Genomic DNA, 24,744 nt, shown 5'->3' on the forward strand with positions numbered 1-24,744 from the left:
AACTCAGAAGTTGAGGGCGACTTTGGCATCTTGAAGCTGGACGATCTGGCCACTGATCTCGTCCTTCTTGGCGAAATCCTCGGTGGCATCGCGCTGCAATTCGAGGGCGGCGATATCCTTGTCGAGGGAATCGGGCGTGATCTCCTCGAACGGATTGGCCCGCTCGGCGATGACGGTGACCATGGTGGGGCCGATATCGGCGAAGCCGCCGCGCACCAGCACGCGCTTGCCGGTATGGCCGGCCTCGTTGATGACGATGACGCCGACCTTGAGGGCGGTGAGCACCGGAGCATGACCCGGCAGCACGGTCATCTCGCCCTCGACGCCAGGGAGCTGCACGGCCTCGATCTGACCGGAATAGACCGTCCGCTCGGGGCCGACGAAATCGAACTGGAAAGTGGCCATGACGTCGCGAGTCCCGATTCGGGTTGTCATTTAGAACCGATGGCGCAGCAGCCTGAGCCCTGCGCCATAATGGGTTTCAGGCGCGTGCCCGACCGGCGACGAAACCAACTCCGAGGCCGAGGGCCGCACCGATCACAGCGAAGATGCCGATGTGCTGCATCTGGCCGGTGGTCAATGAGCCGCCGTTAGTCCCTGCCGGCCTGTCACCCTGAACCTCAAGGCTGAAGTCGCCGATCTTGATCTCGGCGGCCTGTGGCCGGGTGAGATACCCGGCCAGGGCGCCGACCACGAGTCCAACGAGGAGGAGGCCGATCTTGGCGTTCATGCGCTCAGGCCGCAGCCGCGATCTTCTTCGCCTTCTCCTTGGCGTCCTCGATCGTGCCGACCATATAGAACGCCGCCTCCGGCAGGTCGTCGTAATCGCCGTTCACGAGGCCCTTGAAGCCCTTGATCGTGTCGGCCAGGGGGACCTGGATGCCCGGCGAGCCGGTGAAGATTTCGGCCACCGAGAAGGGCTGCGAGAAGAAACGCTCGATCTTGCGGGCGCGGGCGACGGTGAGCTTGTCCTCTTCCGAGAGCTCATCCATGCCCAGGATCGCGATGATGTCCTGCAGGGCCTTGTAGCGCTGCAGGGTCTGCTGGACGCGGCGGGCGACGTCGTAATGCTCCTCGCCGAGGACGGCAGGGTTGAGCATGCGCGAGGTCGAGTCCAGCGGATCCACGGCCGGGTAGATGCCCTTCTCGGCGATGGAGCGCGAGAGCACGGTGGTGGCGTCCAAGTGGGCGAACGAGGCAGCAGGCGCCGGATCGGTCAGATCGTCGGCCGGCACGTAGATGGCCTGGACCGAGGTGATCGAGCCCTTCGTGGTGGTGGTGATGCGCTCCTGCAGGGCACCCATGTCCGTGGCCAGCGTCGGCTGGTAGCCCACGGCGGACGGAATGCGGCCGAGGAGAGCCGACACTTCCGAGCCGGCCTGGGTGAAGCGGAAGATGTTGTCCACGAAGAACAGCACGTCCTGGCCCTGGTCACGGAAATCTTCCGCAATGGTCAGGCCGGTGAGCGCCACGCGCGAACGGGCGCCGGGGGACTCGTTCATCTGGCCGTAAACGAGGGCGCATTTGGAGCCTTCGGCCGAGCCGTTGTTCTCCTTGGGGTCCATGTTGACCTTGGACTCGATCATCTCGTGGTAGAGATCGTTGCCCTCGCGGGTACGCTCACCGACGCCAGCGAACACCGAGTAGCCGGAGTGCACCTTGGCGATGTTGTTGATGAGCTCCATGATCAGCACGGTCTTGCCGACGCCGGCGCCGCCGAACAGGCCGATCTTGCCGCCCTTGGCGTAGGGAGCGAGAAGATCGACCACCTTGATGCCGGTGACGAGGATCTGCGACTCGGTGGACTGCTCGGCGTAGGACGGCGCGGGCTGGTGGATGGCGCGCAGGGTCTCGGAGACGATCGGGCCGGCCTCGTCGATCGGCTCGCCGATGACGTTCATGATGCGGCCGAGGGTGTTGAAGCCGACCGGCACTTTGATGGCCTCGCCGGTATCGGTGACTTCCTGGCCGCGCACGAGGCCTTCCGACGTATCCATGGCAACGCAGCGCACGGTGCTTTCACCGAGCTGCATGGCCACTTCGAGGACGAGGCGGTTGCCGTTGTTCTTGGTTTCGAGAGCGTTCAGGATCTCGGGCAGGTGGCCGTCGAAATGAACGTCGACCACGGGGCCGATGACCTGGGTGATCTTGCCGAGCTTGTTGGAGCCGGCGCCGGGGAGAGCGGTGTTCGCCATGTTACGGGTCCTTCGAAAATGTTGCGGTCAGGGCGACGGGGAGCGCTTAGAGCGCTTCGGCACCCGAGATGATTTCGATGAGTTCCTTGGTGATCATGGCCTGACGCGTGCGGTTGTAGATCTGCGTCTGCTTCTTGATCATCTCGCCGGCGTTGCGCGTGGCGGAGTCCATGGCACCCGTGCGTGCACCCTGCTCGGAGGCGGCGTTCTCGAGGAGCGCCCGGAACACCTGGACGGTGAGGTTGCGCGGCAGGAGCGTGTCGAGGATCGCCTCTTCGCTCGGCTCGAATTCCAGGGCTGCGTCGGGAGCGGTATCGCCAGCCGCAGGGAGTTCGGCCGGGATGAGCTTCTGGGCGGTCGGCACCTGCGCGATGACCGAACGGAAGCGCGAATAGAACAGCGTCGCCACATCGAACTCGCCGGCTTCGAAGCGGGCGATGATGCTGTTGGCGATCTCGGCGGCGAAGTCGTAATCCACCGGCTTGTTGCCGCGCAGGTCCCGATTCTCGATGATCTCGTCGCGGAACTGACGACGCATCAGGTCGTAGCCCTTCTTGCCGACGGTGATGATCTTGACGGTCTTGCCTTCGGCCTTCAGCCCACGGATGTGCTCGCGGGCCAAACGCACGATCGACGAGTTGAAGCCGCCGCAGAGACCACGATCGGCCGTGCAGACCACGAGGAGATGGACCTTGTCCGAGCCCGTGCCGGAGAGAAGCTTCGGTCCCTGGACTCCACCGATGAGGTTCGCGGCGAGGTTGCCGAGAACCTGGGACATCTTCTCCGCATAGGGGCGTGCATTCTCGGCCGCGTTCTGGGCCCGCCGCAGCTTGGCCGCGGCGACCATCTGCATCGCCTTGGTGATCTTCTGCGTGCCCTTCACCGAAGCGATGCGGTTACGCAGATCCTTCAAACTCGCCATGGGGTGACTTCCAGATCCGTTCGGTGCGGTTCGACGCCATTTCTCCTCCCCTTAACTGGGAAAGAGCCGGTGGTGGGGGTGGTGTCGAAGAGGTCTTGGCCGGTCCGGCACACCTCCACCCCAGTCCCCTCCCCGCTATGGGAGGGGGAAGTCGCCAAGCTTTAGGCCAGCGACTTGGCGACGCTCTCGACGACGCCCTTCAGCGTCTTCGCGCTGTCGTCGGACAGATCCTTCGAGTCGCGGATCTTGGAGAGCAGGTCGGCGTGCTTGGTGCGCAGGGTCGAGAGCAGGGCGTCCTCGAACGGACGGACCTTCGAGACCGGGAGGCTGTCGAGGTAGCCGTTGACGCCGGCATAGATCACCGCGACCTGCTCTTCCATCTTCAGCGGCGAGAATTGCGGCTGCTTCAGGAGCTCGGTGAGGCGCGAGCCACGGTTCAGGAGCTTCTGGGTCGAGGCGTCGAGGTCCGAGCCGAACTGGGCGAAGGCGGCCATCTCGCGGTACTGGGCGAGCTCGCCCTTGATCTTGCCGGCAACCTTCTTCATCGCCTTCGTCTGGGCCGACGAGCCAACGCGGGAGACCGAGAGGCCGACGTTCACCGCCGGGCGGATACCCTGGTAGAAAAGGTCGGTCTCGAGGAAGATCTGGCCGTCAGTGATCGAGATCACGTTGGTGGGGATATAGGCCGAGACGTCGTTGGCCTGGGTCTCGATGACCGGCAGCGCGGTCAGCGAGCCGTTGCCGGCGGCGTCGCCCATCTTGGCGGCGCGCTCGAGCAGGCGCGAGTGCAGGTAGAACACGTCGCCGGGATAGGCTTCGCGGCCCGGCGGGCGGCGCAGCAGCAGCGACATCTGACGGTAGGCCACGGCCTGCTTGGAAAGATCGTCGTACACGATCACGGCGTGCATGCCGTTGTCGCGGAAATACTCGCCCATGGCACAGCCGGCGAAGGGGGCGATGAACTGCATCGGCGCCGCGTCGGAGGCGGTGGCGGCGATGACGATGGAGTATTCCAGCGCGCCGTTGTCCTCAAGGGACTTCACGAACTGCGCGACGGTGGAGCGCTTCTGACCGATGGCGACGTAGACGCAGTAGAGCTTGGCGTTCTCGTCGGTGCCCGCATGGGCCGGCTTCTGGTTGAGAATGGTGTCGAGGGCGATGGCGGTCTTGCCGGTCTGGCGATCGCCGATGATGAGCTCGCGCTGGCCGCGGCCGACGGGGATCAGGGCATCGATGGCCTTGAGGCCGGTGGCCATCGGCTCATGCACCGACTTGCGCGGGATAATGCCCGGGGCCTTCACGTCGACGCGGCGACGCTCGGTGGTGGCGATGGGGCCCTTGCCGTCGATGGGGTTGCCCAGCGCGTCGACGACGCGGCCGAGGAGCGCCTTGCCGACCGGCACGTCCACGATGGCGCCGGTGCGCTTGACGGTCTGGCCTTCCTTGATGTCGCGATCGGACCCGAAGATCACGATGCCGACGTTGTCCTGCTCGAGGTTGAGGGCCATGCCGCGCACGCCCGACTCGAACTCGACCATCTCGCCGGCCTGGACGCTGTCGAGGCCGTAGGCGCGGGCGATGCCGTCACCGACGGACAGCACCTGGCCTACCTCGGTGACTTCGGCGTCCTGGCCGAAATTCTTGATCTGCTCTTTCAGGATCGCGGAGATCTCGGCAGCGCGGATGTCCATCGTCTGGCCTCTTTAAATTCGGAACGAAGTTGCTGTGGAGAAAACGGGAGCGGTCGTGCGCCGGGGCGCCGACCTCAGGCTTCCCGCATCGCGAGTCGAATACCGTTGAGCTTGGTCCGCAGGGACGCATCTACCATCCGGCTGCCGATCTTGACGACGAGACCGCCGATCAGGGCCGGATCGACCCGCAGGTCGAGATCGATCTCGGACCGGGCGACATCGCGCAGGGAGGCCTTGATCTCTTCGATCACGGCGTCGGAGGGGCGCTCGGCCACCGTGACTTCGGCGCGCACGATGCCCTTCGAGGCGGCCACGAGCCGGTTGAAGGAGCGGATCATGTCCGGCAGCACGAACAGGCGCCGGTTTGCGGCGACGAGACGGATGAAGTTGGCGCCGAGGCCGGTAATCCCAGCCTTGTCGAGGATGGCGCCGATGGCGGCTTCCTGCTGCTCGCCGGTGAAGACCGGGCTGCGCACGAGGCGCGTCAGGTCGGCACTCTCCTTCAGGAGGCCATCGAATTGCTGAAGGCTCGCCGCCACGGCATCGATCTGGCGCTCGTCGCGGGCCAGCTCGAACAGTGCGGAGGCATAGCGACCTGCTACGCCTGCAACCGGGGAACCCGCCTCGGAACTGGTCTGCGCCACGCGCCACTCTCTCTTTTTAATCCGGCCCGGGGTCTCGGCCCGTGACGCCAATCGTGGCATCGGCTCTGAAACCGTCAGGAGTGGGAACCGCCTCGGAATACAGGTCTGAAACCCGTCCTCCCGGCGCGGCGAGGGCCTAGCATGCGTGTTGGGGAGGCGCAAGACGAAGACGGCTCTGCATAAGCTTGTGCGGAGCCCGGTCGTGCGGTCATCCCCAATCCGCGCGAACGATGGCGAAGGTGAGGCGCTGGCCGGAGGGCATCGGCCAGGACCATCGACGAGGACCGTCAGCAGGCGATCTGATCGCAGCGCCGCATAGCGCCGATCATCCGGGCTAGGGACTTTGCCCCGGGATGTCCGAGAAGGCCGGTATTGCCGAGGACGTAGGAGGGCGTGGCCACGAGACCGAGATCGGCGGCCATCCGCATCTGCGCCTTCAGCGCCAAACGGACCTCGTCGCTGTCGGCGATCGTCTCGACTTCGGAGGCGGACATGCCGAGGGTCGCGGCAACCTGCAGCGCGCCGGTGCCGTCGATCTTTCCCGGCTTGGCGAGCAGTCTCTGGTAGAGCGTCCAGGCTGCGGCCGAGCCCAGTTTGCGCTGGATCGCCAATCCGACCTTCGCCGCTTGAGCCGATTGCGGCGAAAGAATCGGATTGTTGACGAGCCCGATTTGCAAAGCCGCGTCGCTCGCGGCAAGCGACACCATGTCGGCCGCCGCCTTCCGGCAATACGGGCAATTGTAGTCAAAAAATTCGTAGAGCGTGATTTCCGCCTCGCGGGCACCCACGTATGTGACGCCTTTCAGCGCGGGGATTTCCCCCACGATCTCGCCCGGCAGCCGCGTGTTCGCGATCGGTCGGCCGTCGTCGTTATCAACCTTGAAGGTCTGGCCATAGCCCTGGGCCTCGCCCGCGCCGGAGGAGGCGACCAGAGAGGCCAGGCTCACGGACCCGGCCAGGAAAGTTCGACGGTCAATGGTCATGGGAACCAAGCCTCGAATGTGCGCGGTTTCCGATCATTCGGCACCGCAGGTCGCGCCTCTTAATCCCAGTTCGAGAGGGTATCCAGCCCGCGGCTGCCGACAAAGGTCATCGGCCCGTCAGACACAATCATCCCGTTGATGAGATATCGTTCCACATCCTGCCACCCCGTACACTACGCAATTTCCTCTTTTTCTTGTAAGATATTGGAATACCCATCGATCAAATCAATACATTTCGGAGTTGTAAGCATAATTGATGGAAAGACACACAGAATAATACAAACTCCATCAAACTTGCGCGAAATTTAAGCTAAGTGTATTCGCGAGATCTCAAATATAATCGCGTGGTTCCAGCATTTTATGAAATCATCGCGACGGAAGATTTTTGATTTTTATAGCCAGATTGGGGTGTCGTTAACTTGACGGTTAGATAATAGAGCGTATCCGAGATCGCAGGGTCGAGCGCGGCGATCCCCCCCAACCCTTACGCGTCAAACAGGGTGATGAACTTCTTCACGAACACCGATCTCCGATCCAAGATCGAAGCATTGGAACGCTCGCAAGCGGTCATCGAGTTCGATGCCGATGGCAAGATCCTGACGGCCAACGGGAATTTTCTCGCCACGATGGGCTACGAGCTGTCCGAGATCCAGGGCAAGCACCACAGCCTGTTCGTCGATCCGGCCTACAAGGAAAGCCAGGATTACCGAGCCTTTTGGACGGCGCTCTCCAGCGGCACCTTCCAGTCCGGCGAGTTCAAGCGCATCGGCAAGGGCGGGCGCGAGATCTGGCTTCAGGCCACCTACAACCCCATCCTCGGCCGCGACGGCAAGACCAAAAAGATCGTCAAGTTCTCCTCCGACATCACCGACCGGGTGATGCAATCGATCAACAATGAGGGCCAGATCAGGGCCCTCGACCGCTCGCAGGCGGTGATCGAGTTCGCCCTCGACGGCACTATTCTCACCGCCAACCGGAACTTCCTCGACGTGATGGGCTACGACCTGTCCGAGATCCAGGGCAAGCACCACAGCCTGTTCGTCGATCCCGAGCTGCGCGCCGGCGCCGCATACCAGCGCTTCTGGGACGAGCTCGGTCGCGGCGAGTATCAGGCCGACGAGTACCGCCGCATCGCCAAAAGCGGCCGCGAGGTCTTCATCCAGGGCACCTACAACCCGATCCTCGACCGGGGGGGACGCCCGCTCAAAGTCGTCAAGTTCGCGATCGACGTCACGCGACAGGTGCTGGAGCGCAAGCGTCGCGCCAATCTCCAGATCTCCATCGCCACCGACCTCAACGCCATAGCGGGAGCCGCCTCGGGCGCGTCGCAACAGGCCGGGCAGGCCGCCCACGCCTCGACCCAGGTCTCAGCCGACATCCAGACCGTGGCGTCCGGCGCCGAGGAATTGGCAGCGTCGGTGTCCGAGATCAGCATGCAGGTCACCCACGCGTCGGAAATCTCCAGTCAAGCCGTCAGGCAGGCTCAGGAAACCAGCACCATCATCGCCGGCCTCTCCGGTGCGGCGACTCGGATCGGCGAGGTCGTCGCCCTGATCCAGGGTATCGCCGCGCAGACAAACCTCCTCGCCCTCAACGCCACGATCGAGGCGGCACGGGCAGGCGAAGCCGGCCGCGGCTTTGCCGTGGTCGCCACCGAAGTGAAGGCTCTGGCCGCTCAGACCTCCAAAGCCACCGAACAGATCAGCGCTCAGATCATGTCGACCCAGCAGGCCACCGGCGACGCGGTGGGGGCGATCTCTTCGATCCAAAACACGATCATGACCCTGAACGAGGTGGCGAGCGCGATCTCCGCGGCTGTGGAGGAGCAGAGCGCCGTCACTCGCGAGATGTCGGCCAGCATGCAGACCGCCTCCAACGGCGTCAGCTCGATCACCGACAGCCTCAGCGAAATCGCCCGCTCCACCGAAGAGGTCGACGAGGCCACGCAGAAGGTCAGGACAGCGTCACAGGCAGCCGCCTAGGGCCCTTTTTAAAATAAAGGACGCGGTCTCAGCGCTGCGAGGCGCGCGTCCGGTTGCCGTCCACGTGGTGCAACCTCGTGGCCTCCATCCACGACGGCCGTATCGACCCATGTCCGATGCCCCTATCGCATCGCCCCCGGTCGGTCCCCGGTCGCCCAGGCGAGAGCCTGCTCCAGCCGGTCGTTGCCCCAGAACAATTCGCCGTCGCCGGTCAGAAAGGTCGGGGCGCCGAAAATGCCGCGCGAGCGCGCCTCCTCGCCGTTGACGCGCAAACGCCCCTTGTTGCCCTCCAAGGCCGCAGCCTTGAGGATCACGGTGCCGTCGAGACCGAGCCGGTTGAGGATTCCGGCCACAGCCTGGGGTTCGGCGATGGAGTGCCCGACGGCAAACTGGGTCTCGTAAACGGCTTTCGAGAACGGAACGAGCCAGTCGTGATCCATGCCGTAAGTGGCTGCGCGCGTGGCGCTCAGGCTGTTCTGCGGGAACGGGTCAGGCCGTTTCAGCGGCGGCAGGCCCTGCCGCGCGGCCTCGCGCTCCACGTCCCGCCACATATGCCGTCCCTTGGCCGGGAAGAGGTTGAACGGCGAGGAATTCCAGCCCTGGCTGGCGAAGATCGGGCCGAGGAGGAACGGCCGCCAGCGCAGATCGACGCCAGCGGCATCTGCCATTGCACCGATCCGCATGGCCGCCAGGTACGAATAGGTGGAGGAGAACTCGTACCAGAATTCGAGGGTCGGCCGTCGCGGCATTCGTCGAATCTCCGGCGTGGGATCACAGATGGGGTTGGATTACGCAGTTTCTGCCGGCGCGACCAGGGCGGCAACAGGCCGTGCTGACGCGGTCGTGGAAAGCGTGACCGACACCTCTGCAACGTCTCCTGCGGCATGCCGGTTGCACGACGCGGCTCTCGGCTGATAAGTCGCCCCCACTCCACGAGAACCGAAGCGAGCCCGATGTCCGACGCGAATCCGAAGCCCGTCAACAAGGTCGTGCTCGCCTATTCCGGTGGCCTCGACACCTCGATCATCCTGAAATGGCTGCAGACCACCTATGGCTGTGAGGTCATCACCTTTACCGCCGATCTCGGGCAGGGCGAGGAACTCGAGCCGGCGCGCAAGAAGGCCGAGCTGCTCGGAATCAAGCCGGAGAACATCTTCATTGAGGACCTGCGCGAGGAATTCGTGCGCGACTACGTCTTCCCGATGTTCCGCGCCAACGCGGTCTACGAGGGCGTGTATCTGCTCGGCACCTCCATCGCCCGCCCACTCATCGCCAAGAAGCAGATCGAGATCGCCGAGCGCCTCGGCGCCGACGCCGTCTGTCACGGCGCCACCGGCAAGGGCAACGATCAGGTGCGGTTCGAGCTCGGCTATTATGCCCTGAAGCCCGATGTGACCGTCATCGCTCCCTGGCGCGAATGGGACCTCAAGAGCCGCGAACAGCTCATCGCCTTCGCCGAGCAGCATCAGATTCCGATCTCCAAGGACAAGCGGGGCGAGAGCCCGTTCTCCGTGGACGCCAACCTCCTGCACGCCTCCTCCGAGGGCAAGGTTCTCGAAGACCCGGCCGATGAGGTGCCGGATTACGTCTATTCCCGCACGCTCTCGCCGGAAGAGGCGCCCGATACGCCCACCATCATCACCATCGGCTTCGAGAAAGGTGACGCGGTCTCCATCGACGGCGAGGCTCTGTCGCCAGCCACCTTGCTCGCCAAGCTCAACCAGCTCGGCCACGACAACGGCATCGGCCGCCTCGATCTCGTGGAGAATCGCTTCGTCGGCATGAAGAGCCGGGGCATGTACGAGACTCCGGGCGGCACGATCCTGCTGCCGGCGCACCGCGCCATCGAGTCGATCACCCTGGATCGCGGCGCGGCGCATCTCAAGGATCAGATCATGCCGCAATATGCGGAGCTGATCTATAATGGCTTCTGGTTCTCGCCGGAGCGCGAGATGCTCCAGGCCCTCATCGACAAGAGCCAGGAGATGGTCACCGGCGAGGTCCGGCTGAAGCTCTACAAGGGCGGCATCCACGTCATCGGCCGCACCAGCCCGAACTCCCTCTACGACCAGGACCTGGTCACCTTCGAGGAGGGCGCGGTGGCCTACGACCACCGCGACGCGGCGGGCTTCATCAAGCTCAACGCCCTGCGCCTGCGCACCCTGGCGCAGCGCAAGAAGAAGCTCGGGGCATAGGCCTGAGGAATCCACCCCTCCCCCGTCGCGGGGGAGGGTTTACGCAGCGCTCAAACGGCGGCCCAGCGGTCGCCCGCCTTGCCGAAGGGGCCGGGACCGAGATCGCCGTAGCGCAGGAAGATCTGCAGGGCCGGCTGCATCTCGTGATGCACCGCCGGGCGTTCGGTCCCCGCTCCATAGGGCGCGGCCGTGTCGAAGGCCGGGACGTCGCGGCCCTCGTCCCAGATGATGTTGAGTTTCGGCATCAGCGCCAGATGTTGGGCCGTGACGTCGAAGGTGACGTGCTCGGGCGTCTCGCCCGTCGCCTCGTCGCGAAACACGTCGCCGACATCCTCCGAGGACAGCTTGGCCAGGGTGTTGTGGTAGGCGTATCGTCCAGGCTTCAGCACGGCGTTGTGGAGAAAGACCGCCAGCGCATCTCCCAAAGCCCGGTGCTCCTCGTCCGCCCCATCATCGTCCCCGGTGACGTTGAAGATGTCTCCGTCGCGGTCGGTGCTGCCATAGGGTGCGTCGGGATGCACGATGGGCGCGCCCTGCCCGGCCGGGTTCCAGGCCACCACCATCCGCCGGATCAGGGCGATCCGCTCGAGGGTGAGGTCGAAGGTTGTGCTGTCGGCCATGTCGCGTCCGCTACCGATGAGGTGTTCGTGGTGCTTCGTATCCGCCCCATCACGGGCAGGCCCCGGCCGCCTGCCGGGCAATGGAGGGCTCTATGGCACGAGTCGCGGTGAGCCTCCACGTGTTCGGATTCAGCGAAGGCAGCCCATCAATCCGCCGACCCCATTCATCCGCGCCTGGATGCGGGCAGCGACCGCGCGAACGCCCCGCGACGGCAGGGCCGGGTTGCGCTGGATTGGATTCGGTAGGACGGCGGCAAGGAGGCTCGCTTCGCCGCGGGAGAGGTTCCGCGCGCTCTTTCCGAACCAGCGTTGCGAGGCCGCCTCGGCGCCGTAGACGCCCTCCCCCCATTCGGCGATGTTGAGATAGACCTCCATCATCCGTCGCTTGCCCCACAGGGCGTCGGCGATGACCGCGAGAGGAATTTCGAGGCCCTTCCGGATGAACGAGCGGCCTGGCCAGAGAAACACGTTCTTCACGGCCTGCATGGAGATGGTCGAAGCCCCGCGGCTCGGCCCCTCGTCATCATCCACCACGTCGCGCAGGGCGCCCCAATCGACGCCGTTATGCAGACAGAAGCGCTGATCCTCGGAGGCGATAATGGCCTGGACCAGAATCGGCGAGATCGCATCGAGGGTGACGGCCTCGCGGCTGACGGGTTTACCGCTCACCCATCGCGCCAGCATCAGGGTTGAGGGCGGCGTCAGCGCACTATAGACGAGCCCCAGAATAAGAATCAGGGCCAGCATCATGACGGGGAGCAGCATGACGAGGCCGACGAGCCGCCTCACCCAATGCTTCCTTCGTCCCTGGCGGATGGAATCGAGATCACGCGCATGGCGTGACCGCGGATCCCCGTCTTCCGCCGCACCGTCGCGCCGTTCCTGAATCCGTACCTCCCGCACAACGACGCGCCCATTCTTGACCAAGGCCCTTCTTACGATGACCTCACCACAAGCATCCCACGCTTCGGTCAAGGCGGACGCATCTCAGGCGTTTTCCCACAAGCTTTCGAGCGTGGCCGACGCCGTCGAGGCGTTTCTGGCCGAACGCCTCGGTCCCGAGACGCAGACGGGGGAGATCACGCGGCCCGCTCGGCTGATGGAGGCCATGCGTCACGCCGTTCTCGGCGGCGGCAAGCGCCTGCGCCCGTTCCTGGCGGTGGAGACCGTCCGGATGCTGGGCGGCTCCGAAGCGGGGGCGCTGGCCGCCGGTTCGGCCATTGAGCTCGTCCATTGCTACTCCCTCGTCCACGACGACATGCCGGCCATGGACGACGACGACATGCGGCGCGGCAAGCCTACTGTCCACAAGGCCTATGACGAGGCGACCGCCATCCTCGTCGGCGATGCCCTGCAGACCCTCGCCTTCGAAATCCTGGCCGATGCTGCTTGGCAGCCGGACCCGTCGATCCGCGCCGATCTCGTGCTGGGTCTCGCCAAGGCATCGGGCCTCGGCGGCATGGTTGGCGGGCAGATCCTCGACCTGGGCGCGGAAGGACGCTTCGGCGCCGTCTCCCTCGACGTCGAGGACACGCTTCAGCTCCAGGCGATGAAGACCGGTGCCATCCTCGCCTTTTCGGTGGATGCGGGCGCCCTCGTGGGCGGAGCGACGCCCGACCAGCGCGCCGCCCTGTGGCGCTACGGGCTCGCCCTCGGCCAGGCCTTTCAGATCGCCGACGATATCCTCGACCGCGAGGCCTCGCCGGAAGCCATGGGCAAGGCCACCGGCAAGGACAAGGATGCCGGCAAGGCGACCCTCGTCGACCGGCTCGGCATCGACGGAGCCCGCGCCGAATGCGACCGCCTCGTCGGCATCTGCGAGGAGGCCGTCTCCACGTGGGGCGATAAGGCCCAGACGCTGCGCGAAGCGGCGCGGTTCACGGTGGCGCGCAAGGTCTAAAAACAATCCCGCCACGCCCGCGGGCCTCGAAACTCCGGTTCGCGGCATCTCCTTGATGTGAGGGGTCGGGCCGGCTCAAAGGCATCGGTCGTCATTAAGACATTCGCCGTCATTCCGGGTCTGCGTAGCCGAGCTCGGAATGACGGCTGAATACCCCGGACGTCATGCGGGAACGGCAGCGGCGCGAATGTAAGCCCGGCTCCGGCCCGTTGCGATGTTGCATCGCAGCGGGTCCGTGCTATCAGGCGTCCATGCATCTCAAGCGGTTCATCGATTTTCTCGGCCTGACCCCGCCGTAGGCGTCAGCGTACCGAATCGTGTTCCGTCCGTGCCCGGCGAGCGCTAAGCGCCCGGGTTTCCAGATGCCCGTCCCTGCCGGCTTTTCGCGCGCGGGGACCCTCGAAAGCCTTACCCATGAACCGTCAGCACCTCCGGAGCGAGTGGGCTCCCGACGTCACGCGTGAACTCCTGGCCGGAACGGTGGTAGCCCTCGCGCTGATCCCCGAAGCCATCGCCTTCTCGATCATCGCGGGCGTGGACCCCAAGGTCGGTCTCTACGCCTCGTTCTGCATCGCGGTGATCTCGGCTTTCGCCGGCGGACGCCCGGCCATGATCTCGGCCGCCACCGGGGCCATGTCCCTCGTGATGGTGACCCTCGTGAAGGAGCACGGGCTCGGCTACCTGTTCGCCGCGACCATCCTTACCGGCCTCCTGCAGATCGCGGCGAGCCTGATGCGCCTCGGCAACCTGATGCGCTTCGTTTCGCGCTCGGTGGTCACCGGCTTCGTCAACGCCCTGGCGATCCTGATCTTCCTCGCGCAGATGCCAGAGCTCATCGGGCGGGGTCCGGTCGTCTACGCGATGACCGCCATCGGCCTCGCGATGATCTACGGCTTGCCCTACCTGACGAAGGCCGTCCCCTCCCCGCTGATCACGATCCTCGTCCTCACCGGGGTCGCCGTCTGGTTCGGGTTCGACATCCGGACCGTCGGCGATATGGGCGCCCTGCCGAGCGAATTGCCCGTCTTCGCCCTGCCCCAGGTCCCACTCACCCTGGAGACCCTGCGGATCATCCTGCCCTATGCCCTCACCCTGGCGATGGTCGGCCTGCTCGAGAGCATGATGACGGCGGCCATCCTCGACGAGATGACCGACACGACTTCGGACAAAAACCGCGAATGCGCCGGCCAGGGTCTCGCCAACATCACCTCCGGCCTGTTCGGCGGGATGGCGGGCTGCGCCATGATCGGGCAATCGGTCATCAACGTCTCGTCCGGCGGGCGGGGCCGACTCTCCACGCTCTGGGCCGGAGCGTTCCTGCTGTTCCTCATCGTCGTGCTCGGCCCCTACGTGGCGCGAATTCCCATGGCGGCCCTCGTGGCGGTGATGATCATGGTCTCGATCAACACCTTCCAGTGGAACTCCGTCCGCACGTTGCTGACCCATCCGAAAAGTTCCAGCGCGGTGATGCTGGGCACGGTGGCGGTCGTCGTCACCACCCACGACCTCGCCAAGGGCGTCCTGTTCGGCGTGATCCTCTCGGGCCTGTTCTTCGCCCACAAGGTGACGCGGTTCTTCCGCGTGTCTTCGGCGCGAGACGAGGGGAGCCGGGTGCGGACCTACCGGGTGAGCGGGCAGATCTTCTTCGCCACGGCAGAAGCCTTCCACGCCGCCTTCGATTTCCGCGAGAACGATCTGGACGGCGTGGTCCTCGATCTCACCGCCTCGCATTCCTGGGATATCACCGGCATCAACGCGTTGGACCGAGTGGTGCTGAAGTTCCGACATCACGGCATTCCGGTGGAGATCACTGGAATGAACGAAGCGACCGCGACCCTCGTGGACCAAGTCGGCACGCACCAGAAGCCCGGCGCGGTGCTCGCCGGGTCGGGTCACTGACCAACGGGATGGACGGCGTCGCGCGGGAATGCTTGCCAAGCGCCCGAGCCCCTCGCTACAGCCGCCCGACGCATCACCCCTGGCCGCGAGTGCTCCCATGACCGCCTACAAGCTCCTCCTTCTCCCCGGCGACGGCATCGGCCCGGAGGTGATGGCCCAGGTGACGACCGTGATCGGCGCGCTAGCCGAGACTGGTCTCGCCACGTTCGAGACCGAGACCGACCTCGTCGGCGGGTCGTCCATCGACGCCCATGGCGTTCCGCTCACCGATGCCGCCCTGGCGCGGGCGGACGCGGCCGATGCGATCCTGCTCGGGGCGGTGGGCGGCCCGAAATGGTCCGGCGTCGCCTATGACATCCGCCCCGAGGCGGGGCTCCTCCGGCTCCGCAAGGATCTTGGCCTCTTCGCGAACCTGCGCCCGGCGATCTGCTACCCGGCCCTTGCCGACGCCTCCGCCCTCAAGCGCGAGTTGGTCGAGGGCCTCGACATCATGATCGTGCGCGAGCTCACCGGCGGCGTCTATTTCGGCGAGCCGAAGGAGATCACCACCCTCCCCGACGGCAGCAAGCGCGCCGTCGACACGCAGGTCTACACCACGGGGGAGATCGAGCGGATCGCCCATGTGGCGTTCGATCTGGCGCGCAAGCGTTCGGGCCGCGTCGCCTCGGCCGAGAAGCACAACGTGATGAAGTCCGGCGTCCTGTGGAAGGAAGTCGTCACCAAGGTCCATTCCGAGCATTACAGCGATATCGAGCTGGAGCACGTCCTCGCCGACAATTGCGCGATGCAGCTGGTGCGCCGCCCCAAGCAATTCGACGTTCTCGTCACCGACAATCTCTTCGGCGACGTGCTCTCGGACGTCGCGGCGATGCTCACGGGCTCCCTCGGCATGCTGCCCTCGGCCTCCCTCGGCGCGGTGGACGACAGGGGCAGCCGCAAGGCGCTCTACGAGCCCGTCCACGGCTCGGCCCCCGACATCGCCGGCCAGGATCTCGCCAACCCGCTGGCCATGATCGGTTCGCTGGCGATGGCGCTGCGCTACTCGTTCGGCCTCGGCGAGGCGGCGGACCTTCTCGACGGCGCCATCACCGATGCCCTCGCGGCAGGCGCCCGCACCAAGGACATCGCCGGAGAGGGCGTGACGCCGCTCGGGACGGCGGGAATGGGCGAGGCCGTGGTGGCGGCTCTCAGGTCGCGGGTCAGGTAGGCGCCTCGGCGCGACCGCCTTTGTCCGCGCATGGAAAAGGCGCCGACCCGGCCGGGTCGGCGCCTTTCTTGTCTGCTCGTTTGGCGGTGAGGCTCAGTAGGGGTTGCCGTTGCGCGACACATAGGACGTGGGGTCGATCGCATCGACACCGGAAAAGTCGATGTTGTGGATTGCGCTCGAGCGAGCGCCGACGAACGGGCCGTTGGTGATCGGATCCGGCAGGATCGCGCCACCGAAGCGATCGTTACGGCCGTAGGGCGGCGAGTTCAGGTAGCTCGCGGTGATGAAGTGCGGGTTCGTGGCCGGGTTGCTGATCGAACCGTTATTCGCCTCGACGACATTGCCGGCATCGAGCCAGCTGCGCGGACGGATGCGGATCGGCAATGGCTGGCTGACGCGGATACCGGGGGCGTAGCGGCCCTGCGCCTCGGCGGCGGTGCTCGCGGCGACGGCGGTAAGGGTGAGCGCGCCCATCAGGGCAATCGTGGCAGTGCGCATGACGGACCTTCGTTGAACCTGTGTGAGGGTAGGCCTGATTTCTTAAGAAACTCGGCCATTCATAGTGGGAAGACGTGCCAGCGGCGCGCTTGTTCCAAGCTTACTGCTTCGCTTGCGTGTTCTGCCGCACTTTCGCCTGATTATGTCGGAGCGGGCGTTTCGAGATCGAACCGGTCTCGGCGGCCGGTTCACGCTTGGGTGCGTCGGCGACAACCGAGGCACAGCCTTTCACCCGCCTGTCCTCGAACACGCGATACGCCGCTTCGAGGTCCGGAGAAGCTTGGCCATTCAGGACGAGCTTGTCCAGGGCGCAGATGATGGCGCGCGGCTCCGGCGGCTGGCTCAAGGGAGCGCAGAGCCAGCCGTCGATGCGCGGAGTGAGCGGCGCGAGCCCGCTCTGTCCCGCGTTGGAGAAACCGGTGCAGACCCGCGTCACCGGACCGCTCAACGTAGCTTCTAGGGTCTCGAAGGGACCGACCTTGGTCACGATCAAGCCCCGTTCGCCGGTTCGCACCACGGCGATGCCCTGCCCCTCGGCGGCACGCCGGGCGATGGTGACGAACAGGCTGGCCGGAGGATTGGGGCCCTCGCCGATGGTCAGTCTCAGATAGGGAGCCTCGCTGGCGTCGAAGCGACCCTGCGAGAGGCTGTCCTCGCGGAGCCCTGTCGCCGGGTTGATGCGCGCGGGCTCGATCCTCGCCTGGTCGAGGGCATCGGGGTCGTCGAGCCGGTATCGCGGCGCCGATGCGGCGATCGGAAGGGCCGGGCGAACGTTCGTAGCCGTGGATGGACCATATGTCGGAGGGTTCGTGTCCGCCGCTCCGGCTATGCCCGCCTTCGGATCGCGGGGCGTCGGCTCACCTCCGGAGAATCGTCCGGCGGCGGCAAAGCAGACCAAGACCGCGAGACAGGGCACGGCGAACCGCAACAGCGGGCGGCGGGCTCGCCTTGGCAAGTCCTTCGTCTTGTCCTGAATGGCGATGCGATGCATGAAATCCTGAAACCGGCGACTCTTCTCGCGGCTGCCGCCGCTCGGGTGGCAACCATGCCGTCGAGGGTGCGCAGATCGGGTTTCCCGCCGGGTGTCCGGCCCGAGGTTTCGGAATTTGCGGTGAATCAATCCTTGCCGGAAGCTCGGCGCGCCTGCCGTCGCAAGCCGTTTACGCCAACACGGAAGTTTCGCGTGCAGCGCAACCCTTGACAGCCACGAAGACGAGGCGTCTTGCTCCGCCGCTTACGGGATATCCGGTCTTCTTGATGGGCCGGACGAGACGGGGCGTGCCGGCAAGTCTGCGGTACGACGCGCCTTCGCAGCCGGCCGGACAGCTCAGTCGAGGTCGGGAACCTCTGCGAACCCCACTGGCAACGGTACACGGATACGCGCCCGGAGACCCTGCCGGCGGCGCCGAGGCGAAGAGCCCGGCCCCGGCGGGGAGCCAGGGCATCACGAAGCGGAGTTGGAGAGATGGGTTACAAGGTCGCCGTCGTCGGTGCCACGGGCAATGTCGGACGCGAGATGCTCGACATCCTATCGGAGCGGGCGTTCCCCGCCGACGAGGTCGTGGCTATCGCCTCGCGCCGCAGTGCCGGGCAGGAAGTCTCTTTCGGTGACAAGATCCTGAAGGTGAAGGCGCTCGACACCTACGATTTCTCCGACACCGACATCTGCCTGATGTCCGCTGGCGGTGAGACCTCGAAGGAATGGTCGCCGCGCATCGGCCAGACCGGCTGTGTCGTGATCGATAACTCGTCGGCCTTCCGCTACCACCCCGACGTGCCGCTGATCGTGCCGGAAGTGAATCCGGAGGCGATCATCGGTTTCTCGAAGATGAACATCATCGCCAACCCGAACTGCTCCACGGCGCAGCTCGTCGTCGCGCTGAAGCCCCTGCACGATGTGGCCAAGATCACCCGCGTGGTGGTCGCGACCTATCAGTCGGTTTCCGGCGCCGGCAAGGAGGCGATGGACGAGCTGTTCCAGCAGACCCGTTCGGTCTTCACCGCCGGTCAGATGACCATGGAGAAGTTCCCCAAGCGCATCGCCTTCAACGTCATTCCGCAGATCGACGTGTTCCTCGACGACGGCTCCACCAAGGAAGAGTGGAAGATGGTCGCCGAGACCAAGAAGATGCTCGATCCCAAGATTAAGCTGACGGCGACCTGCGTACGCGTGCCGGTATTCATCGGCCATGCCGAGGCCGTGAACGTCGAGTTCGAGCACCCGATTTCGCCCGAGGAGGCCACCGCCCTCCTGCGCTCGGCACCGGGCATCCTGGTCGTCGATAAGCGCGAGCCCGGCGGCTACATGACCCCGCACGAGGCGGCCGGCGAGGACGCGACCTATGTCTCGCGCATCCGCGCTGATTCGACGGTCGATAACGGCCTCTCGTTCTGGTGCGTCGCCGACAACCTGCGCAAGGGCGCGGCCCTGAACACGGTGCAGATCGCCGAGATGCTGATCAACCGGAAGCTTCTGAAGGAACGGGCCGCAGCGGCCTGATCAATCCACTTCCCGTCCTCGGACCGGAGCGCATTAGAGGCCATCACCACCGACGCCGTCCCGTCCACGGGGCGGCGTTTTTTATGGCCTATCCCAATGACGGAACAGAAAGAGATGCAATTCTATTGAATTTTTTCCTATTTTAGGATAGCCAGAGATAGAACGAAACACGAACATTGGTGATCGCGATGCGGGACGCCTCCGAACGCGGGCATGAAGCCGAAACCCTCCGTCGCCAGCTCGCCATCCTGGCGACGGAGACAAAACTGATCCGCCTCCAACAAAGCCTGGACCGCAAGTACGACCCAGCCCAGCCCCGTGCGCCCGCCGGCCAAAGCGATGGTGGGCGGTGGGTCTCCGACGGGGGCGGCGGAGGTAGTCGCCTGACCAATCGTCCGTCGACCGGTCAGGCGCTTCGATCCTCCATCGACGACGGAAACACGCTAGGCACGTCCAAGCGAGAGGAAACCGTCACCGATGACGGGGCTCGGATCCTATCGCTGCGTATTCGCTCGGGACGCGGAGAGTGGGACGACCAGCACGCCGTCGTCACACCGGATGGCGAGAGCAGGATTTTCGAGAATTCGGGCGACGCTCAGACCATCCGCGACGGGGCATCGGGAGAGGTTCTTTCGCGTGGCACATTCGCGTCATCCGAAGCGCATTCCCAGCCGACGATACAACAAGTCCTTCTGCCCGCGTTCGTCGTCGCTCCGGCCGTTAAGGTAACGCTCGAAGCGGCAGCACTTCTCTTCACCTATCTGGAAGCTCGGAGACAAGGATTCGGCAAGGCGCCGGGCAGAACGGCACTGCGCTACGACTTCGACCCAGATCCGGACAAGAAACTTCCCCTCATTTGGGTTGGTCCGGTCGATCAGACGACACTCGACCAAGCTTGTCCACGCAACGCCGAGGTGCAAGCCGTAACGGACGAGGCGACGAAACGGCTGACAGTCTTGAATCCCCTTCTGACGAGACAGCAACTTGGCACCATGATCCACGTCGATATCGCACACACATTCATTGCAAGAGCTTATCCTGACGTGCGCGTAGAATTTTCGATAGGCAGTACCGGCTATGAAGCAGATTACGGAGAAAAGGGTTCGGCACGTCTCGATCTTTTCGAACTATCACCAAATCAAACAGTCTGTGTCTATGATTATAAAACTGGATCTGCGGGGCTAAGCTCAAAAAGGGCACTGTTCCTAGCCAGAGCCGCCAAAAAATTTTGGCCTCAGTCGAATGGTATAGTAATTATTCAAGTGAGGCCGATAAAATGACAACCATTAAACAAATCAAAAGTCTTTCAAAGAATCTGCTCGATAGAAATACTGATCTTGTCGCTGCCGGCAGGAATTCTTTTTGGCTTCGCCCCGTCGGGCCTGTTGGACGATTGATCCACCTCGATCGGACAAGCAATCCGGCCTATTGCGTTGCGGGCTGGTATCTCGTCGAGTTCTTCATGCCCGGAGTTCGTTCATCGTCCTCACTCGGGCGATGCAGCGGAAGAATTGCCCGTTCCGAAGGCTTCGAGGGTGGCCAGGGCTGGTTCTGGTCCGACCCGACGATCTACGACGATTTCGTCACTCGTGTCGAAGAGGATGCCCTGGCGATCCTTCGCCCCCTGGACACGACGCAAAGATGTCTCGACTTCGCCCGCACCCGTCCCGCCACGGTCGGACGTCTTGACCTGGATTGGCACCTCGTCTCCTGCATCGCGCTCGGCGAACTCGATGAGGCTCGGGCGATCTGGTCCAAGATGGGTAAGCACTACCGCAAGGGGGCGGCAATGGAGGATACGCACTGGCAGTTGATCAACGACCGGACCTGCCTTATCGGCGAGCCGCTCATGGACGACGATCGGGCCGCTCTCGCCACCCTGTTGCATCGCTGGGAAGCCGAGACCATCGTCGGAAGCCCACTTGAACCATTTTGGAGACCGAGCCCGTTCCCGCTGGAGGACAACGCATCTGCGAGCCGGTAAGCGTACACGGAAGGCTCGGCGAAAGACGACCGGCATCAAACTTCGGCCTCCAACGCCGCCACATCCCCACCACTGATCGCCGGCAGGCACCGGGTGATCCGCTCCGCATCCCAGTCCCACCATGCCACGGCCTGGAGTCGCGCAGCGATATCAGGCGGTACGCGCATCCGCACGAGCCTAGCCGGGTTGCCGGCGACGATGGCGTAGGGAGGTACGTCGCGGGTGACCACGGATTTGGCGGCGACCACGGCTCCGTCGCCGATGCGGATTCCCGGTAGGATCGTGCTGTCGTAGCCGAGCCAGACGTCGTTGCCGATCACCGTGTCGCCTCGGTTGGGAAAGGCCATCTCTTCGGGGAAGCGTCCGGCCCAGGCGCCGCCGAAGATGAGGAACGGGTAGGTGGAGGGCGCGTCGAGGCGGTGGTTGCCCCCGTTCATGAGAAAGCGCGTGCCCGCCGCAAGCGCGCAGAAGCGACCGATTCGCAAGCGGTCGCCCAGGAAGGCGAAGTGGTAGAGCAGGTTGTCGACGAAGGCCTCCGGGCCGGCGGGGTCATCGTAATAGGTGTAGGCACCGACTTCGACGTTCGGCGGCAGGGAGAGATTGCGGATAAAAGTGATGCGGCTGTGGCCCGGAACCGGGTGAAGATTGTCCGGGTCGGGTCCGAATGACGGATCGGCGGCCATGGCCGAGGCTCCCTGGAGAGAGTTCACGGGGACGGAGCGGCCTGGACGCGCTCCACCTGGGAACGGCTCGCGAAATCGCTTGAAACGATCCGACGATGGGACTACTCATACCACATCAGTTCTGGTTGCAGTCTTGAGGCTGCGGTTCGGGAGTGGGCCCCACCGGGTCCGCTCTTTTTTATTGCCGCAACGCCTCTCGCACCGGATCGCCTCACGCAAGGCCGGACGTACAGCGCAGCATGGCGGACACTTCCGAAAAACGTCTGATCACCGAGACCGGCGTCGCCGCGCGGGTCGTGCAGGTCATCGAGGCTTCGATCGAGGGCCTCGGCTATCGCGTGGTCCGGGTGCGGGTGTCGAGCGCCAATGGCTGCACCGTGCAGATCATGGCCGAGCGGCCGGACGGCACCATGACGGTGGACGATTGCGAGACCGTGAGCCGGGCGATCTCGCCTCTGCTCGATCTCGACGATCCGGTGGGCAAGGCCTATTATCTGGAGATCTCCTCCCCCGGCATCGACCGGCCACTGGTACGGGCCGTCGATTTCGAGCGTTGGGCCGGCTACGAAGCCAAGATCGAGCTGGCGATCCCCCTCGACGGTCGGAAGCGTTTTCGCGGGATCATTCGAGCCCCCAACGCGGATGGCCTCACGGTGCCGATCGATTTGCCCGACGTGAAAGAGGGCCTGCCGAGCCGCATCGACCTGCCCCTTCGCGATCTCGGCGACGCCTACCTCGTCCTCACCGACGATCTCGTACGCGAATCGCTGCGACGCGGCGGCGGGCCACCGCCGATGCTGGACGATGAGGACGAAGACGAGATCGAGGAGGGCACCGAGGCCGAGATCGAGCCCCCCGCCCCTCTCAAGAAGAAGGTCGAGCGGCCGCTGAAGCCCAAGGCTTCGGCCAAGCCCAAGCCCGAAAAGATCGAAACCGAGGCGAGCCGGGCCAACAAGGCCAAGCCTGTCCGCACCAAGGCGGTGCGGGTCAAGGACGACGGCAAGCTTCACTAGAGCATCGGCCCGGAGCCCAGGCGGATGCCCGATGGCACGCCGGGGTTTCCGAAAAGAACACACGACGAAGAGAGGGACGAAATCCGATGGCTGTCGTCAGCGCCAACAGGCTCGAACTCCTGCAGATCGCCGAAGCGGTCGCCCGTGAGAAGGTGATCGACCGCTCCATCGTCATCGACGCCATGGAGGAGGCCATCGCCAAGGCTGCCCGCTCGCGCTACGGCGCCGAGACGGACGTCCATGCCGAGATCGACCCGAAGACCGGAGCGCTCCGCCTGTCGCGCCACCTCGTGGTGGTGGACGAGGTCGAGAACGACGCCCGCGAAGTCACCCTCGACCAGGCCCGCCGCTACAATCCCGGCGCTCTCGTCGGGGACGTGATCTCCGACACCCTGCCGCCCTTCGATTTCGGCCGCGTCGCCGCCCAGTCGGCCAAGCAGGTCATCGTCCAGAAGGTGCGCGACGCCGAGCGCGACCGGCAGTTCGACGAATACAAGGACCGCATCGGCGAGATCGTCAACGGTCTGGTCAAGCGGGTCGAATACGGCAACGTCATCGTCGATCTCGGCCGTGGCGAGGGCATCGTGCGCCGCGACGAGATGATCCCGCGCGAGACCTTCCGCCCTGGCGACCGCATCCGCTCCTACCTGTTCGACGTGCGCCGTGAAGTGCGCGGCCCGCAGATCTTCCTGTCGCGCTCGCATCCGCAATTCATGGCCAAGCTGTTCGGCCAGGAAGTGCCGGAGATCTATGACGGCATCGTCGAGGTGAAGGCGGTGGCCCGTGATCCGGGCTCGCGCGCCAAGATCGCCGTGATCTCGCGGGACGGCTCCATTGATCCCGTCGGCGCCTGCGTCGGCATGCGCGGCTCCCGCGTCCAGGCGGTGGTGGGCGAGTTGCAGGGCGAGAAGGTCGACATCATCCCCTGGTCCGAGGATCAGGCGACCTTCATCGTCAACGCGCTTCAGCCCGCCGAAGTGGTCAAGGTGGTCCTCGACGAGGAGGCCGACCGCATTGAGGTGGTGGTTCCCGACGATCAGCTTTCGCTGGCCATCGGCCGTCGCGGCCAGAACGTGCGCCTGGCCTCGCAGCTCACGGGCTGGGACATCGATATCCTCACGGAGGCCGAGGAATCCGAGCGGCGCCAGAAGGAATTCGCCGAGCGCACCGCCGTGTTCATGGCGGCCCTCGACGTCGACGAGACGGTGGGTCAGCTCCTCGCTGCGGAAGGTTTCCGGAACGTCGAGGAAATCGCCTATGTCGAGCCGGGCGAGCTCGCCAACATCCAGGGCCTCGACGAGGAGAGCGGCACCGAGATCCAGGCCCGCGCCCAGGATCACCTCGCCCGCGTCGAGTCGGAGTTCGATGCCAAGCGACAGGAACTCGGCGTCGCCGACGACCTGCGTGAGATCGACGGCGTGACCACACCGATGCTGGTGGCGCTCGGCGAGAACGACGTGAAGTCGGTCGAAGATCTCGCGGGCTGCGCCACGGACGATCTCGTGGGCTATACCGAGGGACGCGGCCCCGAGGCCACCAAGCATGCGGGCTATCTCGACGGGTTCGAGATCTCCCGCGCCGAGGCCGAGGCCATGATCATGGCGGCCCGCGTCAAGGCCGGCTGGATCGAGGCGCCGGTGGAGGCGGATGAGGCCGAGACCACCGACGGAGAGCCCGAGGCGGTCTGAGGACGGAGTTCCCGGCGGCCGAGGCGTCCCCCCTTATGACTGAAACGCCCACCTCGACGAATGTCGCAGGAGCGATCCAGGGATTGCAGGGCCGACCGGAGAGCGCCTTCGCTCCGCTTTGGCACCTTCACCTCGAGGTT

At 64.9% G+C, this 24,744-nt stretch carries 23 protein-coding genes; 10 read left to right on the forward strand and 13 right to left on the reverse strand.

Annotated features, from left to right (window positions below):
- Positions 1-3 precede the first annotated feature (3 nt).
- The 7 genes from atpC to FPV16_RS04295 all read right to left on the reverse strand — a co-directional run bounded on the left by atpC (position 4) and on the right by FPV16_RS04295 (position 6,435).
- Positions 4-405 (reverse strand): ATP synthase F1 subunit epsilon, encoded by a 402-nt coding sequence (gene atpC, locus FPV16_RS04265; protein WP_227436339.1) that lies wholly within the window; start codon positions 403-405, stop codon positions 4-6.
- Between the two features lie 76 nt (positions 406-481).
- Positions 482-730 carry a hypothetical protein gene (locus FPV16_RS04270; protein WP_192215365.1) on the reverse strand — a complete coding sequence of 83 codons (249 nt, stop codon included), beginning with the start codon at positions 728-730 and terminating at the stop codon, positions 482-484.
- A 4-nt stretch (positions 731-734) separates the two neighbouring features.
- A complete protein-coding gene (atpD, locus tag FPV16_RS04275) occupies positions 735-2,195 on the reverse strand; it encodes a F0F1 ATP synthase subunit beta (RefSeq protein WP_227436341.1) in 1,461 nt (486 codons plus the stop codon).
- A 46-nt stretch (positions 2,196-2,241) separates the two neighbouring features.
- Positions 2,242-3,117 (reverse strand): F0F1 ATP synthase subunit gamma, encoded by an 876-nt coding sequence (locus tag FPV16_RS04280; RefSeq protein WP_227436344.1) that lies wholly within the window; start codon positions 3,115-3,117, stop codon positions 2,242-2,244.
- Positions 3,118-3,278: 161 nt separating this feature from the next.
- Positions 3,279-4,808 carry a F0F1 ATP synthase subunit alpha gene (atpA, locus tag FPV16_RS04285; RefSeq protein WP_227436346.1) on the reverse strand — a complete coding sequence of 510 codons (1,530 nt, stop codon included), beginning with the start codon at positions 4,806-4,808 and terminating at the stop codon, positions 3,279-3,281.
- Positions 4,809-4,882: 74 nt separating this feature from the next.
- Positions 4,883-5,452: a F0F1 ATP synthase subunit delta gene (locus tag FPV16_RS04290; protein ID WP_227436347.1), complete on the reverse strand. Its 570-nt coding sequence runs from the start codon at positions 5,450-5,452 to the stop codon at positions 4,883-4,885.
- A gap of 287 nt (positions 5,453-5,739) precedes the next feature.
- The gene (locus FPV16_RS04295; RefSeq protein WP_227436350.1) at positions 5,740-6,435 is read right to left on the reverse strand and encodes a DsbA family protein; all 696 of its coding nucleotides are present in this window, start codon (positions 6,433-6,435) and stop codon (positions 5,740-5,742) included.
- A gap of 503 nt (positions 6,436-6,938) precedes the next feature.
- Between FPV16_RS04295 and FPV16_RS04300 the strand changes: the two genes are divergently transcribed.
- A complete protein-coding gene (locus FPV16_RS04300) occupies positions 6,939-8,417 on the forward strand; it encodes a methyl-accepting chemotaxis protein (protein WP_227436352.1) in 1,479 nt (492 codons plus the stop codon).
- A gap of 122 nt (positions 8,418-8,539) precedes the next feature.
- Here FPV16_RS04300 and FPV16_RS04305 read toward each other — a convergent pair whose 3' ends face one another.
- Entirely contained in the window at positions 8,540-9,166 is a 627-nt protein-coding gene (locus FPV16_RS04305) for a 2-hydroxychromene-2-carboxylate isomerase (protein WP_227436353.1), read from the reverse strand.
- Positions 9,167-9,370: 204 nt separating this feature from the next.
- On the opposite strand from FPV16_RS04305, the gene FPV16_RS04310 reads away from it, so the two are divergent.
- A complete protein-coding gene (locus FPV16_RS04310) occupies positions 9,371-10,612 on the forward strand; it encodes an argininosuccinate synthase (protein ID WP_227436355.1) in 1,242 nt (413 codons plus the stop codon).
- Positions 10,613-10,662: 50 nt separating this feature from the next.
- Here the strand turns inward: FPV16_RS04310 and FPV16_RS04315 are convergent, their stop codons facing one another.
- Together FPV16_RS04315 and mtgA are read right to left on the reverse strand one after the other, a co-directional pair.
- Positions 10,663-11,232, reverse strand: a complete 570-nt coding sequence (locus tag FPV16_RS04315) for a hypothetical protein (protein ID WP_227436357.1) — start codon at positions 11,230-11,232, stop codon at positions 10,663-10,665.
- A gap of 129 nt (positions 11,233-11,361) precedes the next feature.
- A complete protein-coding gene (gene mtgA / locus FPV16_RS04320) occupies positions 11,362-12,159 on the reverse strand; it encodes a monofunctional biosynthetic peptidoglycan transglycosylase (protein WP_264483691.1) in 798 nt (265 codons plus the stop codon).
- Between the two features lie 13 nt (positions 12,160-12,172).
- On the opposite strand from mtgA, the gene FPV16_RS04325 reads away from it, so the two are divergent.
- The 3 genes from FPV16_RS04325 (at position 12,173) to leuB (ending at position 16,238) form a co-directional block, all read left to right on the forward strand.
- The gene (locus FPV16_RS04325) at positions 12,173-13,132 is read left to right on the forward strand and encodes a polyprenyl synthetase family protein (protein ID WP_227436359.1); all 960 of its coding nucleotides are present in this window, start codon (positions 12,173-12,175) and stop codon (positions 13,130-13,132) included.
- A 414-nt stretch (positions 13,133-13,546) separates the two neighbouring features.
- Entirely contained in the window at positions 13,547-15,031 is a 1,485-nt protein-coding gene (locus FPV16_RS04330; protein WP_227436362.1) for a SulP family inorganic anion transporter, read from the forward strand.
- Positions 15,032-15,128: 97 nt separating this feature from the next.
- Positions 15,129-16,238: a 3-isopropylmalate dehydrogenase gene (leuB, locus tag FPV16_RS04335; RefSeq protein WP_227436364.1), complete on the forward strand. Its 1,110-nt coding sequence runs from the start codon at positions 15,129-15,131 to the stop codon at positions 16,236-16,238.
- Between the two features lie 93 nt (positions 16,239-16,331).
- Here leuB and FPV16_RS04340 read toward each other — a convergent pair whose 3' ends face one another.
- Both FPV16_RS04340 and FPV16_RS04345 read right to left on the reverse strand, forming a co-directional pair.
- A complete protein-coding gene (locus tag FPV16_RS04340; protein WP_227436366.1) occupies positions 16,332-16,736 on the reverse strand; it encodes a hypothetical protein in 405 nt (134 codons plus the stop codon).
- A 100-nt stretch (positions 16,737-16,836) separates the two neighbouring features.
- On the reverse strand, positions 16,837-17,727 hold the full coding sequence (locus tag FPV16_RS04345; RefSeq protein WP_227436368.1) for a hypothetical protein: 891 nt from the start codon (positions 17,725-17,727) through the stop codon (positions 16,837-16,839).
- A 474-nt stretch (positions 17,728-18,201) separates the two neighbouring features.
- On the opposite strand from FPV16_RS04345, the gene FPV16_RS04350 reads away from it, so the two are divergent.
- The 3 genes from FPV16_RS04350 (at position 18,202) to FPV16_RS04360 (ending at position 21,220) form a co-directional block, all read left to right on the forward strand.
- Positions 18,202-19,236 carry an aspartate-semialdehyde dehydrogenase gene (locus tag FPV16_RS04350; RefSeq protein WP_227436370.1) on the forward strand — a complete coding sequence of 345 codons (1,035 nt, stop codon included), beginning with the start codon at positions 18,202-18,204 and terminating at the stop codon, positions 19,234-19,236.
- Between the two features lie 176 nt (positions 19,237-19,412).
- Positions 19,413-20,516 carry a PD-(D/E)XK nuclease family protein gene (locus FPV16_RS04355; protein WP_264483692.1) on the forward strand — a complete coding sequence of 368 codons (1,104 nt, stop codon included), beginning with the start codon at positions 19,413-19,415 and terminating at the stop codon, positions 20,514-20,516.
- Positions 20,513-21,220 carry a hypothetical protein gene (locus tag FPV16_RS04360; RefSeq protein WP_227436372.1) on the forward strand — a complete coding sequence of 236 codons (708 nt, stop codon included), beginning with the start codon at positions 20,513-20,515 and terminating at the stop codon, positions 21,218-21,220. The genes FPV16_RS04355 and FPV16_RS04360 overlap by 4 nt, the downstream gene beginning before the upstream one ends.
- Positions 21,221-21,255: 35 nt before the next feature.
- On the opposite strand, the gene FPV16_RS04365 is transcribed toward FPV16_RS04360, so the two are convergent.
- On the reverse strand, positions 21,256-21,903 hold the full coding sequence (locus tag FPV16_RS04365) for a CatB-related O-acetyltransferase (RefSeq protein WP_227436374.1): 648 nt from the start codon (positions 21,901-21,903) through the stop codon (positions 21,256-21,258).
- A gap of 239 nt (positions 21,904-22,142) precedes the next feature.
- Between FPV16_RS04365 and rimP the strand changes: the two genes are divergently transcribed.
- Both rimP and nusA read left to right on the forward strand, forming a co-directional pair.
- Positions 22,143-22,916, forward strand: a complete 774-nt coding sequence (gene rimP, locus FPV16_RS04370) for a ribosome maturation factor RimP (RefSeq protein ID WP_227436376.1) — start codon at positions 22,143-22,145, stop codon at positions 22,914-22,916.
- Between the two features lie 86 nt (positions 22,917-23,002).
- Positions 23,003-24,604, forward strand: a complete 1,602-nt coding sequence (nusA, locus tag FPV16_RS04375; protein ID WP_056161852.1) for a transcription termination factor NusA — start codon at positions 23,003-23,005, stop codon at positions 24,602-24,604.
- Positions 24,605-24,744 lie beyond the last annotated feature (140 nt).

Source organism: Methylobacterium sp. W2 (assembly GCF_020662345.1).
Classification (GTDB): domain Bacteria; phylum Pseudomonadota; class Alphaproteobacteria; order Rhizobiales; family Beijerinckiaceae; genus Methylobacterium.

Excerpts from the sequence above, each read along its gene's own strand:
- atpC (WP_227436339.1), bottom strand. The coding sequence starts at position 405 with ATGGCCACTTTCCAGTTCGATTTCGTCGGCCCCGAGCGGACGGTCTAT.
- FPV16_RS04270 (WP_192215365.1), bottom strand. The coding sequence starts at position 730 with ATGAACGCCAAGATCGGCCTCCTCCTCGTTGGACTCGTGGTCGGCGCC.
- atpD (WP_227436341.1), bottom strand. The coding sequence starts at position 2,195 with ATGGCGAACACCGCTCTCCCCGGCGCCGGCTCCAACAAGCTCGGCAAG.
- FPV16_RS04280 (WP_227436344.1), bottom strand. The coding sequence starts at position 3,117 with ATGGCGAGTTTGAAGGATCTGCGTAACCGCATCGCTTCGGTGAAGGGC.
- atpA (WP_227436346.1), bottom strand. The coding sequence starts at position 4,808 with ATGGACATCCGCGCTGCCGAGATCTCCGCGATCCTGAAAGAGCAGATC.
- FPV16_RS04295 (WP_227436350.1), bottom strand. The coding sequence starts at position 6,435 with ATGACCATTGACCGTCGAACTTTCCTGGCCGGGTCCGTGAGCCTGGCC.
- FPV16_RS04300 (WP_227436352.1), top strand. The coding sequence starts at position 6,939 with ATGAACTTCTTCACGAACACCGATCTCCGATCCAAGATCGAAGCATTG.
- FPV16_RS04305 (WP_227436353.1), bottom strand. The coding sequence starts at position 9,166 with ATGCCGCGACGGCCGACCCTCGAATTCTGGTACGAGTTCTCCTCCACC.
- FPV16_RS04310 (WP_227436355.1), top strand. The coding sequence starts at position 9,371 with ATGTCCGACGCGAATCCGAAGCCCGTCAACAAGGTCGTGCTCGCCTAT.
- FPV16_RS04315 (WP_227436357.1), bottom strand. The coding sequence starts at position 11,232 with ATGGCCGACAGCACAACCTTCGACCTCACCCTCGAGCGGATCGCCCTG.
- FPV16_RS04325 (WP_227436359.1), top strand. The coding sequence starts at position 12,173 with ATGACCTCACCACAAGCATCCCACGCTTCGGTCAAGGCGGACGCATCT.
- FPV16_RS04330 (WP_227436362.1), top strand. The coding sequence starts at position 13,547 with ATGAACCGTCAGCACCTCCGGAGCGAGTGGGCTCCCGACGTCACGCGT.
- leuB (WP_227436364.1), top strand. The coding sequence starts at position 15,129 with ATGACCGCCTACAAGCTCCTCCTTCTCCCCGGCGACGGCATCGGCCCG.
- FPV16_RS04340 (WP_227436366.1), bottom strand. The coding sequence starts at position 16,736 with ATGCGCACTGCCACGATTGCCCTGATGGGCGCGCTCACCCTTACCGCC.
- FPV16_RS04345 (WP_227436368.1), bottom strand. The coding sequence starts at position 17,727 with ATGCATCGCATCGCCATTCAGGACAAGACGAAGGACTTGCCAAGGCGA.
- FPV16_RS04350 (WP_227436370.1), top strand. The coding sequence starts at position 18,202 with ATGGGTTACAAGGTCGCCGTCGTCGGTGCCACGGGCAATGTCGGACGC.
- FPV16_RS04360 (WP_227436372.1), top strand. The coding sequence starts at position 20,513 with ATGACAACCATTAAACAAATCAAAAGTCTTTCAAAGAATCTGCTCGAT.
- FPV16_RS04365 (WP_227436374.1), bottom strand. The coding sequence starts at position 21,903 with ATGGCCGCCGATCCGTCATTCGGACCCGACCCGGACAATCTTCACCCG.
- rimP (WP_227436376.1), top strand. The coding sequence starts at position 22,143 with ATGGCGGACACTTCCGAAAAACGTCTGATCACCGAGACCGGCGTCGCC.
- nusA (WP_056161852.1), top strand. The coding sequence starts at position 23,003 with ATGGCTGTCGTCAGCGCCAACAGGCTCGAACTCCTGCAGATCGCCGAA.